Below are 18,437 nucleotides of genomic sequence, written 5' to 3' on the forward strand. Positions count from 1 at the left end.
AAAATTTCACAAATAATTAAGAAATTAATAGCTGCAAATTAAGATTTTATATATAGTATTTATATATATTGAGATATAGGGGAGAGTTTTCTATATATATCAATATAGATATTCTAAATTAAATTTAAGGGGTTAAAGTAATGAATAAAGTATTGATAGTGGCTATCATAGGTATATTAACAATTTCATTTATAGGATGTGATATTAAATCTAAAGAAAAAAGTGTGGGTAATAAAGAAGAAAATATCACTCAAACGGACGATAATGTAAAAAGCGCTCAAGCTAATGATGAAAGTGAAAATTTAAATGGCAATAAGTTAATAGATGAAAAAGTGGCTCTTGATGATGCAACTGATATTAACATAGAAATCTGTGCAGCAGAAGTTTCTATTAAGAGTTATGATGGGGAAGACGTAAAAATAACAGGTAAACTTTCTGAAAAGAGTAAGGGCATTGATATAAATAAAAATGGCAATAAGATTGAAATAATTGAAAAAGATTATAAAGTAAGAGGATTTATCATGGATTCTGAAAATAATAGCTCTAAATTTAATATTTTAGTTCCTTTAAAATTAAAAGGAGATTTTGAATTTAAACAGGGAGCAGGAACTACAGATATAGAAGGAATAAAAGTTAAAAATATTAATATTAGTGGCGGTGCTACAAAATTAAAATGTGAAGATATTAGATTTGATAAGTTAAATCTAAATTTAGGAGCAGCAAAAGTTGGTTTAAATTTAAACGAAAAATGTGGAGATATTGTAATTAATGGAGGGGTAGGAGAAGTAAATATTAAAATGGCAGAAGTAGGAGGGAATCTCACATATAAAGGAGGTGTTGGTATCGGTAATATCACAATTCCTGAAAATTCACCAGTTAGGTTTGTAACGCAAAATGGTGTTGGTAAATGTGAGGTTAAAGCTAAAACATCAGGGAAAGATACTTATACATTTGACTTAAAAGTTGGGGCTGGATCAATAAGTGTACGTAATTAGACTAAAAAAAAATCCATCATATTTAAAAATTGTATTAAAATATATCCAAAAATTTTAATGGGATAAATTCGGATAACTGGATTTAGATAGTAATTCAAAATAGAAAAGAGTGATTTAATGATTGCTAGTGTTAGTAAAGATTTTATAAAAAGAGATCTTAAGTCAATAAAAGATAGGAAAAGAAATTTTAATAGAATTAGCACATTATTTAATGAAAGTGAGAAAAATAATTTTACTATTGATGATCAGACTTGGGATGATTTAATAATAGATGAAGAAAAATTAAATTTGTTTTAGGCTTTGTACCTTTTTTATAGAAGAAAGTACATACTATAGAATAAGTGGTCAATTACTCGAAAAAAGAGATGAAATATTAGAATTATATTATTTAGTTGGAGAGCTTGATGCTTTAGTGTCAGTTGCAATTTATGAAAATAATAATGAGGGAAAGTACAGTAATCCAAAATTTATTAAGGAAACTTCATTAAAAATAATGGACGGAATACACCCTCTTCTTAAGACTCTAGTTGCAAATTCAATTAAGATTTCTAGAAAGGGAATTGTTTTGACGGGAAAAAATATGTCGGGTAAATCTATATTTTTAAGAATGGTAAGTACCAATATACTATTAGCACAAACTTTAAATTTTGCTTTAGCACAAGAATATGAAGGCTGTTTCCTAAATATTGTATCATCTATAAGTCCAAAGGAGGATATTATAAGTGGAAAGAGCTACTACTTAGTAGAGGCAGAATCTATTTTGAGAATAATAAAAGCATTAGAAAAAAACATTCCAGATTTCTGTCCAATAGATGAAATTTTTAGAGGAACAAATCCGCTCGAAAGAATTTCTTCTTCAGCTCAAATTCTTAAATATGTTAATAAGTGAAAAGCTATTTATATTGTGGCTACTCATGATAGAGAGCTTTCAGATATGTTGAAAGAAAATTATGAGTTCTATTATTTTAGTGAAGAAGTAGATAGTAAAAATGGATTAAAATTTGATTATAAGCTTAAGAAAGGTATATCTAAAACAAGAAATGCAATTAAACTTTTAGAATATGTAGGATATCAAAAAAAATTGTAGATGGGCTTATAGAAGCGTAGAACAAATGGAAGGATATATTTAAGGGATTCAATATAGAAATAGTAAAAACAATGTTTTTCACCCCTAAATTTAGTACTTATACTTAACTTTGATTTAAGGAATATTATAGTAATAACAAGATGGATGTTTAAATTTTCATTGCATTCTGAATTTATTATTTTGTATTTACCTGATTTAATTAAATAATAAATATTGTAATCTTAGTAATAGATGGTATAAAATAGTATTGCACACGTTAACACGAATTAGTTAGTTTATGTTAAGTAGTGAAATATTAATATAATTCATATTTTAGGAGGAAAAATGAAAATAAAATTTAAAAATATTAAAATCGTACAAAGTATAATAATTTTAGTGACAATATCTTTATTATCTACACTCACTATTGGGGTTTTAGGATACATAAATACATTAAAAATGTATAATGCAAATCTAGCGATGTATGATAATGTAATTCCTAATCTGAGCGATTGGGGAGAAGTTAATGGAAATATGGGAGTTTTAAGAAATACATTAACTAAGATAATCGATAGACCATTTGATGAAGCAAATGAAAAAACAATGTTAGGATTAAATCAAAGTATAACTGATATAATAGCTAGAAATGTTATTTCATCAGAAAATAATGATGAAGAACATCAATTGGCTATGGCATTGAAAGAAGGATATGAACATTATTATTCTTTCATACCAGATATTATTAAACAACGAAAAAATAATATAGTTCCAGATCCCCAAATAACAAATGTTGACATGGGCGTATATGGAACAGAGATTGCTAAACAGAATGCAGCACTCATCCAATATCAAAAGGATAAAGGTACAACTGAAATTAACAATTCTAAAAGTTTATATCAAAAAAACATAGTTATGTTTATAAGTATAATAGGTGTATCTATTTTAATCTTAGCGTTAATATCAATAGGGATAATACTTATGATTAGGAATTCAATTAAAGAATTTATACATAAAGTGTCGGTTCTATCAGAAGGTGATTTTACAGTAGAATTTGATACTGAATTAACTAATGAATTTGGGATAATGGAGGGGGCATTAGGTAAAACTATAAGTTCTATTGCAACTACTATTTCTAAAATAAAAAATGATTCCATACGTGTTAATAAGCATTCTATTTCACTTACTGAGGTGTCAGAAGAAATGAAGTGTTCTATAGAAGAAGTATCAAATGCAATTCAAGATGTAGCAAAAGGATCAGGAGAGCAAGCTACTCAGCTTATGACAATAAATAACGACATAAGCTCTTTTGGAGATAAAATAGAAATAATAACTCAATCTATAAGTAAAGTAGATGAAAATACTAAAAATATTAGCAATAGAGCAAATGAAAGTGATACTAAGTTAAAAAATCTAGGTGTTTCTATGAATGAAATCGCAACATCTTATAATGAAGCAAGAAAAAGAGTTACTGATCTAAGTCTTAGTGTGGATAAAATAACAGAGATAACTAATATGATTAATGGAATAGCAGAGCAAACTAATTTACTTGCTTTAAATGCAGCCATTGAAGCAGCAAGAGCCGGAGAAGCTGGAAGAGGATTTTCTATCGTTGCAGATGAAATTAGAAAATTAGCAGAACAATCTAAAAGTTCGTCGCAGGATATAAATGATTTGTTGAGTGTTATAAATACAGAGACAAACCTAGTAGAAGAAACAACAACTGCTGCTAACGAAGAATTAAAAGAACAAATTAATATAATAAGTGAAACTATAGCTTCATTTAGAGAAATAGTAAAATCTATAGAAGATATAGTACCACAAGTTGAGGAAATGAATTATTCAATAATTGATATAAATAAAAGAAAAGATAATATTATAGAAAGTGTAGAAACTTCATCAGCGGTATCAGAAGAAAATTCAGCATCTTCTGAAGAAATTACTGCATCATCACAGGAAATGGAAAGTGCTGCATCTGAAGTTTCAAAATCAGCAGAAGAATTAAAATCTATAATGCAAGTAATAATAAATCAAATTGAAAAGTTTACTGTCTAAGGTAGATGAAATAAAACAACACACCAAATATACGCTGTATATTTGGTCTGTTATTTTTTAAAATGTGCCTAATATTTATAACTTAAACATTTTATTTAAGTTATAATATATTAATAGAATATTTAGTGGAGGCTTAAATTATGACAGGACTTGTACTTGAAGGTGGAGCATTTAGAGGTTTGTTTACAGCGGGTGTTTTAGATGCGTTATTAGATATTAAAGCAGAAATAAAATATGTAATAGGGGTTTCAGCAGGAGCCACTAATGCTTATTCATATGTCTCTAAGCAAAGAGGTAGAAACTTAGAGATCATGGAAAGATTCATGGACAACAAAAGATATATTAGCTATGGAAATTTAATTAAATGTAAGTCTCTTATGGATTTAGATTTTGTATTTGATGAAATACCTAATAAGCATTGTATTTTTGACTATAAGACTTTATATGAATTTGATGGAAAGATGCTAGCCGGTGCTTTTAACATTGAAACTGGAGACGTTGAGTATTTTGATAAGGATTTATTAGATAAAAGAGGTTCAATTCTTAGAGCGAGTATAGCAATACCACTAATGTTTCCATTTGAAAAAATTAATGGACAATACTACGCAGATGGAGGACTTTCAGAACCTATACCAGTTAATAAATCAATAGCTGATGGCAATAATAAAAATATAATTGTTTTAACAAGAAATGAAGGATATAGAAAGACTAAATCTAAAGCTAATGAAATAACATATAAAATTTATAAAAAGAAATATCCTAAGCTAGCGAAGGTATTAAGAGACAGGTATATTAAATATAATAAGCAACTTGATTATTGCAAAGAATTAGAAGAGAACGGAAAAGCACTTATAATAAGACCAACTATAAGTATGAATATAAGTAGATTTGAAAGAGATAAAAATAAATTAAAAGCAATATATCAAAATGGATATGATTTAATTATAAAGGATAAAGAAAAGATACTAAATTATATTTAGATGATTTTTAAAAGCGATTGTTTATGGCATGCTTTAGAGCGTTATGGTGATTCTCTTTACTGGATGGGTATGGTTTTTAAGAATTTATTGAAAACGATAAAAATATATATTAATAAGTTAGAGAAAGTAGTGGAATTATCCACTACTCTTTTTAATTTTATAGCATAATCAAAAATATATTAAAATTTATTCACGTTATAGTAGCTAGTAATTGAGAAATTAGCAAAAAAGCTAAAAACAACAAAACCTTTATGTTAAATTAGCCCTCTTATATTATAGGCGCTCAAAAACGGAAGAGAGGTGTAAATATGGATATAGAAGAAATAGTAACGCGTTGCAAGCTTGGCGAAAAAGAAGCATTTCGCGAGCTTTTACAAACTGTAGAAAAAAAAGCATTAGCAACTGCTTATTATTTATCAGGAAATAAAGGAATTGCAGAAGACATACTTCAAGAAACGTATATGAAATGTTTTTTGGAAATAAACAAACTTAAAGATCCAAAGGCATTTAAAGTATGGTTCTTTAAGATACTTGTTCGAACAGGCTGGGAAATGTCAAAAAAACAATCAGTATTAGTTCCTCTAGAAATAACATCAGAAAACGAAGAATTATTTTGTGATAAAAATCAAGGCAGAGAGAATGCGATTGATAGTTACGAGATAAAGTATGTAATGCAAAATGCTGTTAATAATCTAAGCGAAAATTTAAAAACAGTGGTTATTCTCTATTACTATAATGATATGTCAATAGAGGAAATCTCAAAAGTTACAGGCTGCTTTAAGGCTACAGTAAAATCACGTTTATTTTATGCAAGAGCTGCTTTAAAAAAACAATTAGGCAGTTACTTTGAGGAAGAAAATGAAATGAGAATAGTTAAATAGAAAGGAGTCTAATTAAAAATGAAGGATAAAGATTATTTTGATAATGTTTTAAAATCTGTTATAGATGATAGTGATTTTAATATTGAAACCTCAAGAGATATTTTTAATGAGGCTTGGAATAAGAGGGAGAAAGAAATGAGTAAGAGAAAATATTTTAATATACAAAATATGAAAAAGATAGTACTAGTTCCTACATGTTGTGTAGCACTTGTGCTTGGTGGAGTTTTCACATTTTCACCAGGAGCAAGAGCAGCCGCCCAAGAGGTGTTGAAAACAATATTTTATCCGGATAAGTCTGGTAATATTGTGGAAAAGTCAGAAGATACAGAGATTCCAGTTTATGGTCCATCTATACCAGTGACAGATGAAAATAAGAGTGACATAGAAAGAAGGTTTGGTTTTAAAATTAATTTGCCTGAGAAAATTGGTGAGTATACTTATCTAAAAGAAGATGATGAAGTTGGAATGCCATATGCAAGGATAAAGGTGGATAATGTAAAATATAAAGATATGGATAGTATAGTAAATAAACTAATAAAGGCCTTACACGAAGATAAAGCTTTTAACCAACTTAGTAAAGAGTATAAGTTAACTGGATGCGCGGATTCAAAATATATGAATGAGCAAGGACATCAATTGGTGTTGACCTTGATGAAGGAAAATGAAGATTCAAAAAATTATAATGAAGATATTGAACAAGAAATAACTATTAATGATATTACATGTAAAGTTACAAAAGTAATGCAGCCTAAGTATAATATGAAAGAGATTGAGAAAGGCGTTACTAGAACAAATATGGAGAGTAAGCCGGTAGATACTATAACTAATTATATTCTGAGCTGGAAATATGATGGAGTAGAATATTATATATCCATTGGAAAAGATCTTTCAAACATTGATGTAGTAAAACAATTTGCAACAGAGTATATTAAAACTTTAAAAGAAAAATAGAATAATGAGGTAATTATAAAGTTCACTGATAGTCATCTTTCAGTGAACTTCTGTTATTTTCAATTTTTTTAGAATAAATCTATATGATTAAAAGAAAACTATACAAAATAATAAAAAATATATTGAAAAACAATTCTAAATAAGATAAAATTAGAATACAGTAATAGCAAACAATAAGAAAAAATCGGAAAGGAGAAAAAGATATGAATGGATTAGTAATGTCGCCTAGAATTAAAGAGTTAAAAGAAAAAATGTTATCGCATAAAAGATATGCATCTGTTGAACAAGCACTTATAATAACAGAAACATATAAACAAAATGAAGATAAGCCAGTTATTATAAAGAGAGCATTAGCATTAAAAAATTCTCTTTTAAAGTTAGAAATTGATGTTGAAAATGAAGAATTAATTGTAGGCAATCGTACTAAAGGTGTTAGAGATGGAGTTGTGTTCCCTGAAAGTGGTAGTTCATGGATTGATAGGGAATTTGAAGATTTGCCAACTAGAGCTCAAGATAAATTCAATGTGAAAACAGAAGATATAGAAAAGTTTCGTGAAATTATTAAGCCATATTGGGAAGACCACTCATTAGAAGATGTAATTAGAAAAAGATACGGAAAAGAAATCGATGAAATTGCAAAGGTAGTAAAGATCAATCAAAAGGATCATGCTCAAGGTCATATATGTCCAAATTGCAAGGAATGGCTTGAATTAGGTCCAGAAGGAATCAAACAAAAAGCTATTGGAAAAATAAAATATGCCAATAAAGATTTTTATGAGAGTGTAGTCATTGTTATGGAAGGTACTCAAAAATTTATGATGAGATACCATGATTTAATGAAAGAAAAAGCTGAATTAGTAAGTGATGAAAAGTTAAAGTCAAGCATGCTTGCAGTTGCTGAAAACTGTAAGAATCTTGCGATAAGGCCTGCAGAATCTTTTCATGAAGCAGTTCAATCTATTTGGTTCTTGTTCGTGATACTCCATATGGAATCAAATGCATCGTCATTTTCACCAGGAAGAATGGATGAATTTTTATATCCGTATTATAAGAAGGATATAGACAATGGTACTTTGGATAATGAAAAGGCCCTAGAAATAATAGAATGTATTTGGTTAAAATTCAATCAAATTGTATACTTAAGAAATTCACATAGTGCTAAATTCTTTGCAGGATTTCCAATAGGATTTAACATTGCAATTGGTGGGCAAGATGAAAATGGTAATGATTTTTCTAATGAATTATCCTTCTTATTTTTGAAGGCACAAGAGCATTTTGGATTACCACAACCTAACTTATCTGTAAGATTGCATAAAGAAACATCAGAAGAGTTATTAAAGGAAAGCATAAGAGTTGTAGCAAAAGGTAGTGGAATGCCACAATTTTTTAATGATGAAGCAGTTATTTCTTCTATTATGGAACTAGGGATTTCTGAAAAGGATGCGAGAGATTATGCAATTGTTGGTTGTGTAGAAATTACAACACAAGGTAATAATCTTGGGTGGAGCGATGCTGCCATGTTTAATTTAAATAAGACTTTAGAATTAACACTTAATAATGGTAAGTGCTTACTTGCAGGTGATTTAATTGCTCCAAACTTAGGAAATATAACAACCTATGAAACTTATGAAGATTTAGAAAAAGCATTTACCAGTGAAATAGATTATTTTATTGATAAGATGATTTTGGCTTGTGAACAAGTTGAAAAAGCACATATAGATGTGCTGCCGTCACCATTCTTATCATCAGTTATAGATGATTGTATAGAAAAAGGGATAGATGTTACAGCAGGTGGAGCAGTTTATAATCTATCAGGAATTCAAATGATACAAGTTGCAAATTTAGCAGATAGTTTAGCAGCAATTAAACTCTTAGTATATGACGAAAAAAGAATTTCAAAAGAAAATTTATTACAAGCACTTCAAAATAATTTTGAAGGTCATGAAGTTATAAGAGCTATGTTATTAAATCGTTCACCTAAGTATGGTAACGATGTTGAATGGGTAGATGAAATTGGGGCTAAATGGGCTAGATATTTCAATAAAAAGCTTACTAATTATACAAATTATCGTGGAGGAAGATATCATACAGGAATGTATACTGTATCAGCTCACGTACCAATGGGCGAAAATGTAGGAGCTTCCACTGATGGAAGATATGCAAAACAACCATTAGCCGATGGAGGAATGTCACCAGTATACGGAAGGGATTCTGCTGGTCCTACAGCTGTTTTAAAATCTGTATCTAGATTAGATAATATTTTAACTACAAATGGTGGATTACTAAATATGAAATTCTTACCTGAGTTCTTTAAAACAGAAAATGGTATTGATAAATTCTCCAAATTCTTAAGAACATTTGTAGACTTAGAAATACCTCATATTCAGTTTAATGTATTAAGACGAGAAGATTTATTAGAAGCACAAAAGAACCCTGAAAATTATCGTAGTTTAACTGTACGTGTAGCAGGATATACGGCATATTTCACTGAACTTGCAGGAGAATTGCAAAATGAAATTATAGCTAGAACAAGTTATGGAGATGTATAGCCTATGGAAAAAAACAATAATCTAATGGGAAGAATTTTTGATATAAGAAGATTTTCAACCCATGATGGTGATGGAATAAGAACAACAATTTTTCTTAAAGGCTGTCCATTAAAATGTGCATGGTGTCAAAATCCTGAGGGCATTTCTTCAGAAGAGAATTTAATATATTTTGAAAATAAATGCATTAATTGTGGATTATGCGTAAAAAATTGCTCTAATGAATCGATAATAGAAAAAGGTGGCAAAATATGTATTGTTAAAGAAAAATGTACAGACGAGCAAAATCATGTTGCTGTTGATATTTGTCCTACAGGTGCATTAACCATGGATTCTAAGAGTTATACTTTAGATGAAGTGGTGGAAATAGCAATAAAAGACAAAGCATTTTTTAAATATGGTGGTGGAGTTACCTTATCTGGTGGAGAACCATTTTCTCAAGCGGATTTTACCATTGCGTTACTCAAACGTCTAAAAGAGATTGGAATAAATACAGCTATAGAAACTTCACTATTTGTGTCTAGCGAATATCTATTAGAAGCATTACTTTATCTTGATATAATATTTGCAGATTTTAAGGAATTTGATAATAAAAAACATAAAGCTTTTACAGGTGTCAGTAATGAGCTTATTAAAAGAAATATTAAGCTTATTTTAGAAAGTGATAAGAAAGATTATGTCATTATTAGAACACCACTGATACCAAACTTTACAGCAAATAATGATAATATTAGTGCTATAAGTAAATATATTTCAGACATTTATCCAAATGTAAAATATGAATTACTAAATTATAATCCGCTTGCAAAATCAAAATATAATTTAATAGATAATTTGGATTATTGTTTTGAAGAAAACCCCAAGATGTATACAGATGAGCAAATGAAAGAATTTCAGGATATTGCTTATTTAGAAGGAGTACAAAACTTAATAAAGTAGTCATGTATTAGATAGTCATTGGTTATTAAGTAAGTATAAATGTTATAAATAAAAATGTTTTTATTGTAATATTCTTAAGTTCTAAGATTCTAAACAATTTTAGAATTTTAGAATTTGCTTGTAAAATACAGGTTAAGAACTTATTTGATTTAAAAATTACTTATTTAATAACCTAAATTATAAAAATAAGAAACAGAGAGGAAGAATGAAAATGTTAATATTAGTCGATGATGCAAATTTAGAAGCAATCAAAAAAATCTATGAAGAATTTCCATGTGATGGGGTAACAACAAATCCTTCTATATTGAAGAAACAAGGTGGAAATCCAATGGAAGTGTTAAAAGCAATTAGAGAATTTTTACCAGAAGGAGCACAACTTCATGCACAAGTAGTATCATTAACTGCTGAAAAAATGGTTGATGAAGCTCATCATATGTTAGAAGTACTTGGGAAAGATACGTTTATAAAAGTTCCTGTAACAAGTGAAGGAATTAAAGCTATGAAGTTATTAAAGAATGAAAATGTAAATATAACAGCTACAGCTATTTATACATCAATGCAAGCATTCATAGCAGCAAAAGCAGGAGCTAGATATACAGCACCATATGTAAATAGAATAGATAATATGGGAGCTGATGGAGTTCAGGTTGCAAAAGATATTCATGATATGTTTAGAATGCATAATTTAAATGCTGATGTACTCGCAGCAAGTTTTAAAAATTCACAACAAGTCTTAAATTTATGTAAACATGGAATTGGATCTGTTACAGCTGCACCAGATGTAATAGAAGGATTAATTAAACATGATGCAACAACTAATGCAGTAGATGTATTTACGAAAGATTTCTATAGTTTAGTTGGTGAAGGAAATACAATGGAAAATTTATAGTTTATATTCGATTAAATATTCCAGGCGCAATATTATTAATGAAAAATAAAATATTAAGAAGGTCATATCATACTTTATTGAGAAACAGAAAGTATGATATGACCTTCTTAATTAATGTCAACTTGTAATTACAAGTTGACATTCCTGTGCATATATGATTTCATTAAATTACTAATTGTGGAAGACATAAAACATTATTGTATAGTATAAATTTTAGTATTAATAAAAAAACGAAAAATAAAGATGCAGTAAACTTTAGACATATGAACTTGTTATTTTTTTGATTGTGCCTTACGTAATACAATTAATCATATTTACCTTATAAAGCTAACATCAACAAATCCATATTATACATTTTAGGAGATGTAGTAATGAAGTTTTTTAGTAATTTAAAAAATAATATGAAGCATTATTTGAATTGGAAACGTTATAGTATAAAAGTAAAACTGTTAAGTATATTTATAATTATTTCAATTATCCCAATGGTTTTTACTCAATTATTTTTGTACAAGCTATCGCAACATTATCTTGAAAAGAAAATCATAAGTCTCACAGATAGAAATTTATTTTACATAAAAACTAATATAGAAACAGATATGAATTACTATAAGGATATTTTATATAGAATCACAGCAGACAATGATTGCTTAGGGTTAGAAAATATGTTTAATGATGGAGATGAATTTGAAAAGGCAGCATCCATTAATAAAATTAGAGAAGCTTTTGGGTCTTATTCGTATTCGAGAAGTCAAATTAGGGCCATAACTTTTGTGGGGAAGGATGGCAGGAATGTATATTATGATAAAAGAAATCAAGGTATAAATAACAGAGTCTGGAATATGTATAGTGACTCTGATAAAGCCGAAATTTATTCTGAGATTTTAAATAGTAATACCCAAGTTATACTACCTACAACTTCTAATAGTTATATTGGTAGAAAGCCGGAGTACATGTTTCACATGGGACTAAAAGTCAGAGATATAAGAACTAAAGAAGAGATGGGCATAATGATTATGAGCTTTGATGAGCAAGTTTTATCTGACGTATGTAATGTGGAGATGGATAAAGAAAATTTTGCAGAGGATAAAATAAATATGTGTTCAGTAATAGTTGATAATAATGGAAGAATCATATCATTTCAAGACAAAAAATATATTGGAACCTACATAAAAGATTATTCTAACAAAGAGGTTAATGATAAAGGCAATGCTGAAACTCTAAACCAATTAATTTACTCAATTCCTAGTTTTACAAATAGGGATATATCCGTAAGCACTATCCCTATAGATAGTGTTGGTTGGAAGGTAATTAGTGTTGTTGATAAAGATAATTTATTTTACGAAGTTAACTTATTAAGGAATTTAACATTTGCATTTTTAGCTGTAATTGTTATCATCGTTATGATTGTTATTATAATATTTTCTAATAAATTTTATGAGTCAGTCAGAATTATTGTTAAGGGAATGAAAGAAGCTAAAAAAGGTGATTTTAATGTAAAAATAAAACTTAATACTGAAGATGAGTTGTCATTTATAAGCGATGAATTCAATGAAATGTTATCAACAATAAATATTTTAGTAGAAGATATAAAAAGTCAAAGTAATTATATTGTTGAATTATCAAATAAGAGAAGAGAAGCAGAGATAAAGGCAATCGTTGCACAAATTAACCCGCATTTCTTATATAATACTTTAGATTGCATAAATTGGATGGCAATTAAAAATGAGAATTATGAAGTTAGTGATACCATTGGAAACTTTGCACAGATACTAAGGTATAGTATAGGTGATATAAATAAAGAAGTGACTATTTACGATGAAGTTGAATGGTTGAAAAAATATGTATACTTACAGCAAATTAGATTTAATAACAGTTTTACACTGGATTTAGATGTAAATGAAACTGTTTTAGGCTATAGAATTCATAAGTTATTATTGCAGCCTTTAATTGAAAATTCTATTATTCATGGATTCAAAGGATATGATAGTGGAAGGATCTTAAAAGTTGATATAAATAAATTTGAAGATAATCATATCAAAATTATAGTAAACGATAATGGAAATGGTATTGAAAACAGAAAACTTGAAGAAATAATTAATAACATAAAATTAGGGAAAGATGAGGATAAAAATATAGGTATAAAGAATGTCTATGATAGGATAAAAATTTATTATGGTGATAATGCTAAATTTGATATAGAAAGTATTCAAGGGGAAGGAACTACTATAGCGTTAGTTATTTCATTGATTGTTTAGGGGGGGAAACTTATGAAAATTTTGATTGTAGAAGATGAAGTTAATGCTAGAGAAGGCTTAGGGAACTTATTAGGAAAACTTAGTGATAACTATATTGTTTGTGGAAAAGCGTCTGATGGAGAGCAAGGGTTAATTTTAGCTAAAGAGTATAAACCGGATCTTATTTTTACTGATATTGAAATGCCAAAGCTAAATGGACTTGATATGATTGGAAAAATTAAAGAGGATGGTCAAGATCCATATGTTATTATATTGAGTGGATATTCAGACTTTAAATATGCACAAAAAGGTATAAAATTAGGAGTAGAAGAATATTTATTAAAACCAATAACTTACAGTGCTTTGAAAAGCAGCATGGAACAGATTGAAAGAAAATTCAGTCTGAAAAATGCTGAACTGCTTGTAGAGGGCATACCTAAGGAAGAAATATTAGGACAAGTATTATTAAATAAAGGTAGGAATTTAGACAAGTTCTATAAGATTATTGAAAGTAATGTAAAACAACATGAAAATATGTATCTTGTAAATTTGTATTTAAGAGACGAATATGAAGAGAAAAGCGAATTCATAATAAAAGAAATATATGACTTTATGAAGTATTACAAGATTGAAATTTTTTATTATTCTGTTTTAAAAGAATATAACTATTTACCAATTTTCATAAATACTACAACAGCTTTTTTAGAATTTATAAAGATGTTAAAGTATAATTTGTTATTTTCCATAAGAAAAAGTGGATTTTCTAGTATTACAGTTAGTGTTATTAATATAAATGGATTAGCTGAAATCAGAAGTTCCCTTAATGAGCTTAAAAGGTTATCTAGATGGCCTATTGTATTTGGAAATGATGAGATAATCTATGAAGAATTGATTTCTAAATTAAAAATAAATCAATGCAATTATCCAAGAGAAATTGAAAATGAAGTGATAAAGGCAATAAAGAATAATGATCAAGCAAGATTGGTAGACAGTAATGAAAAGTTTATGTCATATTTAAAAGCTAATGTTTATGATCCAATTGATATAATTGATATCTGTAGTAAGTACATTTTTTCAATTTTGACCGTCTCTAAAAGCTGTAATAATGATTTTTATACTCAATTAAAAAATGAAGGTATTTTAGATTCCATTAAAATTAGTTGTACATTTGATGAATTAAAAGAACGATTAGATTATGTAATTGATAAGGTAGGGGAAAAAAATGATGATGAATCTACAATAAATTCTTTGATTGTGAGAAAAGCCATGAATTATATAAAAGAGTATTATAGTGATAAGATTTCTCTTGAAGAAATAGCAAATGGAATGAATATAACCCCTGAATACCTAAGCCGGTTATTTACAAAGGAACTAAGAAAAAGCTTTTCAGATTATTTGAAAGAATTTAGAATCGAGAAAGCAAAAGAATTATTAACAAATAAAAAAATGAAAATTTATGAAATTGCTGAGAAGGTTGGTTATAGTGATTCTAAGTATTTTTGCAAGGTATTTAAAGAATATACAGGTATGGCACCAAAAGAATATATGAAGTTTTATTAAGGCACATGAAATAAAATAACAAGTTCAAAATATACTGTCAGATGGACTTGTTATTTTTTTGATTGTGCTGAAATGTTAAGTGTAAAATTTATATCATAATTTTACACTTTTCTTATGATAATAGAATTCTAGAATACGTTTTCAAACAGTATAATTAAAACTGTAGAAAACGTTATTATAGTAAAAAATTAGGAGGGAAATAAAATGAAGAAAACTAAAACATTGTTAACTTGTTTGACAGCCGTGGTTATGACAGCGAGTATATTTGTTGGATGTGGAAGTAGTAATACAACTACAAGCCAAACTAAAACAGATGCATCTGCAAAGACAGCGCTTACAGTATGGCATTACTTTGATGGACAACAACAACAAAAGGCTATGGAGAATCTAGCTGATAAGTTCAATAAATCTCAAGATAAAATAGAAGTTGAAGTAGAATTTGTACCAAGAGCTGAACTTACTAAACAGTTTACAATAGGGCTTGTTGCAGATAAATTACCAGACCTTGGTTTAGTAGATAATCCAGATATGGCTTCATTTGCAGCAATGGGATTATTTGCAGATATTTCTGATAAGATGAATTCTTATGATGGTAAGGATCAATTCTATCCTGGACCAATATCATCTTGTCAATTAGATGGGAAATACTATGGTATTCCACTTGGAAGTAACGATTTAGCTTTATTTTATAATAAAGATATGTTTAGTGCAGCAGGTGTAGAGCCACCAACAACTTATGCTGAATTAAAGACTACAGCAAAGAAATTGACTAAAGGAGATACTTATGGATTAGCTATATCTGCACCTAAGAATGAAGAAGGAACATTCCAATATCTTCCATGGTTACTTTCGTCAGGAGCTAAATTTAATGAAGTTGGTAGTCCAGCAGGTATAAGTTCTCTTCAATATCTTACTGATCTTATAAAAGATGGATCAATGAGTAAGGAAGTTATAAACTGGACACAAAATGACTTAGAAAAACAATTCGTAACAAATAAAGCAGCTATGATTACAGACGGTCCATGGATTATAGATACTGTTAAGAAAGATGCACCTAATTTAAAATGGGGAGTTGTAAAAATTCCTAAAGATAAAGTATTTGCATCAGATTTAGGTGGAGAAAACTGGGGAGTAATTAAAGGACATCATGAAGATGCAGCTTGGGAATTCATTAAATTCACACAACAAAAAGACATAATGAATGAGTATTGTGCTGATTTTGGTTACATTCCATCTAGAAAGGATATTGCTGAAAGTAATGATAAAATAACTAAAGATCCAATCATGAGCGTATTTTTAGATGAGCTACAATATGCAATGCCAAGAGGACCACATGCAAAATGGCCAGAAATATCAGATGCAATGTCTACTGCAATGCAAGAAAGCTTTACAAATGCAAAGACTCCAGAGCAAGCAGCAAAAGACGCACAAGTTAAGATTGATACTGTATTAAAATAAATTATTGTACTTAAGGTGCCTTAGCACTTAGCAAAGGGCACCTTAAAATTGAAGTAAGGTAGGTGGAAATAATTTTGAAAAATAAATATAGTAGAGAATTTATTAGCGAAGAAAGAAAAGGGTACTTATTTGTATTACCAGCACTAATATTTATGCTGGCTTTTGTGGGCTATCCAATTATATATAATTTTATATTAAGTTTTCGTGATGTAAATGTAACAACTTTTAGTAATCCTATTAAGCCTTTTGTTGGATTGAAAAACTACATTGATGTATTTCAAGATCCTACAATGATGATAAGTATTAAGAATACGTTAGTTTTTACCCTAGGAAGTATATCAATTCAATTCGTTATAGGATTAGGTTTAGCTTTACTGTTCAATTTAAAGTTTAAACTGTCTGAACCTATTAGAGGACTTATGGTAGTCAGTTACCTTATACCAATGACAGTAACTGCATTGCTATTTAAATTTATGTATAGTACAAGTGGAGGAATAATAAACGAAGTACTTATGCAATGTCATTTGATTTCTGAGCCAATTGGCTGGATTATAGATAGTAAGACATCTATGCTCTCAGTTATACTAACAAATTCTTGGGTTGGAATTCCATTTAATATGCTATTATTAACAACAGGATTAAGCAACATTTCAGCTACGTTATATGAGGCAGGTAAAGTTGATGGTGCCAATGTTTTTCAAAGGTTCTTTAAAATTACATTACCATCATTAAGGCCAGCAATTTTATCGGTATTGGTTCTTGGATTTATTTATACTTTTAAGGTTTTTGATTTAGTATTTGTTATGACAAATGGAGGACCAGTTAATAGTACTGAGTTAATGTCATCATTTGCATACAAATTATCATTTACACAATTTTCATTTAGCAAAGGTGCTACTGTTGCTAATGTATTGTTTTCAATTCTATTCTGTGTAAGTTTAGGATATCTTAAATTAATAAAGGAAGATGAGGTGATTGGATAATGAAGAAGATGATTCTTAAGGATAAACAAAAAAATATAATATTATGTTGTTTATCAATTTTTATAGCTTGCATCATGCTTTTTCCAATATATTGGATTGTAGTAAGTTCTTTTAAAACCAATACTGAAATTTTTGCTTCACCTCCTACCTTTATACCTAAAGAATTTACATTAAGTAGTTATACAGCACAGTTTGAAGGTAAAAGCAGCATATTGGTGACTTTTGGAAATAGTTGCAAAGTTGCATTTATTTCAATGATTTTATCATGTGCATTAGCTATTCCAGCAGGATATGGCTTAGCAAGATTTAAGATGAGAGGGAAAAAGTCATTTATTATGATATTTTTAGTAACACAGATGCTTCCAGTAGCATTAATACTTACACCAATGTTTATGGTATATAAGAATTTACATCTGCTTGATACTCTTTGGGCTCCAATATTATCAGATGCAACTATATCTGTACCATTTGTAGTTCTTATTCTGAGGACCTATTTTCTTGCACTACCAAGGGAGCTTGAAGATTCAGCTAGGATTGATGGATGTAATACATTTACAGCATTTACTAAAATAATGCTTCCAATATCTTATCCAGGATTAATAATGACTGCTGCCTTTTCATTCTTATATGCTTGGGGAGATTTAGCGTATTCACTTACATTTATAACTAGCCCTGAAAAGAGAACAATGACTGCTAGTATATATAACTTTATGGGCAAATATGGGATACAATGGAATTCCATAATGGCGTATGGAGTACTTCTAGTTCTACCTGTTGTTTTAGTGTTTATTTTCCTTCAAAAATATATAATTGGAGGATTGACTAACGGTGCTGTTAAGGGGTAAATAATAATTTTTATCTATAGGGTTACTATAATTCTTAGAAGGTAATGTTCTCACATGA

The 18,437-nt window shown here is 28.7% G+C and carries 14 protein-coding genes and 1 pseudogene; all 15 read left to right on the forward strand.

The window, feature by feature from the left end; genetic code table 11:
• Nucleotides 1-140: 140 nt before the first annotated feature.
• Nucleotides 141-995: a DUF4097 family beta strand repeat-containing protein gene (locus psyc5s11_RS01815; RefSeq protein ID WP_224035961.1), complete on the forward strand. Its 855-nt coding sequence runs from the start codon at nt 141-143 to the stop codon at nt 993-995.
• Nucleotides 996-1,112: 117 nt separating this feature from the next.
• Nucleotides 1,113-1,292, forward strand: a complete 180-nt coding sequence (locus psyc5s11_RS01820) for a hypothetical protein (RefSeq protein ID WP_224035962.1) — start codon at nt 1,113-1,115, stop codon at nt 1,290-1,292.
• 10 nt (nt 1,293-1,302) lie between these two features.
• Nucleotides 1,303-2,125, forward strand: a pseudogene (locus psyc5s11_RS01825) (MutS-related protein); the annotation flags it as partial.
• Nucleotides 2,126-2,406: 281 nt separating this feature from the next.
• Nucleotides 2,407-4,113 carry a methyl-accepting chemotaxis protein gene (locus psyc5s11_RS01830; protein WP_224035963.1) on the forward strand — a complete coding sequence of 569 codons (1,707 nt, stop codon included), beginning with the start codon at nt 2,407-2,409 and terminating at the stop codon, nt 4,111-4,113.
• 140 nt (nt 4,114-4,253) lie between these two features.
• Complete coding sequence (locus psyc5s11_RS01835; RefSeq protein ID WP_224035964.1) at nt 4,254-5,093, forward strand: patatin-like phospholipase family protein; 840 nt, start codon at nt 4,254-4,256, stop codon at nt 5,091-5,093.
• A 308-nt stretch (nt 5,094-5,401) separates the two neighbouring features.
• Nucleotides 5,402-5,974 carry an RNA polymerase sigma factor gene (locus psyc5s11_RS01840; protein WP_224035965.1) on the forward strand — a complete coding sequence of 191 codons (573 nt, stop codon included), beginning with the start codon at nt 5,402-5,404 and terminating at the stop codon, nt 5,972-5,974.
• Between the two features lie 18 nt (nt 5,975-5,992).
• Nucleotides 5,993-6,925 (forward strand): hypothetical protein, encoded by a 933-nt coding sequence (locus tag psyc5s11_RS01845; protein ID WP_224035966.1) that lies wholly within the window; start codon nt 5,993-5,995, stop codon nt 6,923-6,925.
• Nucleotides 6,926-7,128: 203 nt separating this feature from the next.
• Nucleotides 7,129-9,474 carry a glycyl radical protein gene (locus psyc5s11_RS01850; RefSeq protein ID WP_224035967.1) on the forward strand — a complete coding sequence of 782 codons (2,346 nt, stop codon included), beginning with the start codon at nt 7,129-7,131 and terminating at the stop codon, nt 9,472-9,474.
• A 3-nt stretch (nt 9,475-9,477) separates the two neighbouring features.
• Entirely contained in the window at nt 9,478-10,410 is a 933-nt protein-coding gene (locus psyc5s11_RS01855) for a glycyl-radical enzyme activating protein (protein ID WP_224035968.1), read from the forward strand.
• Nucleotides 10,411-10,621: 211 nt separating this feature from the next.
• The gene (locus tag psyc5s11_RS01860) at nt 10,622-11,299 is read left to right on the forward strand and encodes a transaldolase family protein (protein ID WP_224035969.1); all 678 of its coding nucleotides are present in this window, start codon (nt 10,622-10,624) and stop codon (nt 11,297-11,299) included.
• Between the two features lie 371 nt (nt 11,300-11,670).
• Complete coding sequence (locus psyc5s11_RS01865) at nt 11,671-13,554, forward strand: sensor histidine kinase (RefSeq protein ID WP_224035970.1); 1,884 nt, start codon at nt 11,671-11,673, stop codon at nt 13,552-13,554.
• A gap of 12 nt (nt 13,555-13,566) precedes the next feature.
• Nucleotides 13,567-15,093, forward strand: coding sequence for a response regulator transcription factor (locus psyc5s11_RS01870; RefSeq protein WP_224035971.1), 1,527 nt, complete (start codon nt 13,567-13,569; stop codon nt 15,091-15,093).
• A gap of 204 nt (nt 15,094-15,297) precedes the next feature.
• Nucleotides 15,298-16,551, forward strand: coding sequence for a sugar ABC transporter substrate-binding protein (locus psyc5s11_RS01875; protein WP_224035972.1), 1,254 nt, complete (start codon nt 15,298-15,300; stop codon nt 16,549-16,551).
• 74 nt (nt 16,552-16,625) lie between these two features.
• A complete protein-coding gene (locus psyc5s11_RS01880; protein ID WP_224035973.1) occupies nt 16,626-17,534 on the forward strand; it encodes a carbohydrate ABC transporter permease in 909 nt (302 codons plus the stop codon).
• The gene (locus psyc5s11_RS01885; RefSeq protein ID WP_224035974.1) at nt 17,534-18,379 is read left to right on the forward strand and encodes a carbohydrate ABC transporter permease; all 846 of its coding nucleotides are present in this window, start codon (nt 17,534-17,536) and stop codon (nt 18,377-18,379) included. Before psyc5s11_RS01880 ends, psyc5s11_RS01885 begins: the two co-directional genes overlap by 1 nt.
• Nucleotides 18,380-18,437: the final 58 nt, after the last annotated feature.

Origin of the sequence: Clostridium gelidum, assembly GCF_019977655.1 — a bacterium.
GTDB lineage: Bacteria > Bacillota > Clostridia > Clostridiales > Clostridiaceae > Clostridium > Clostridium gelidum.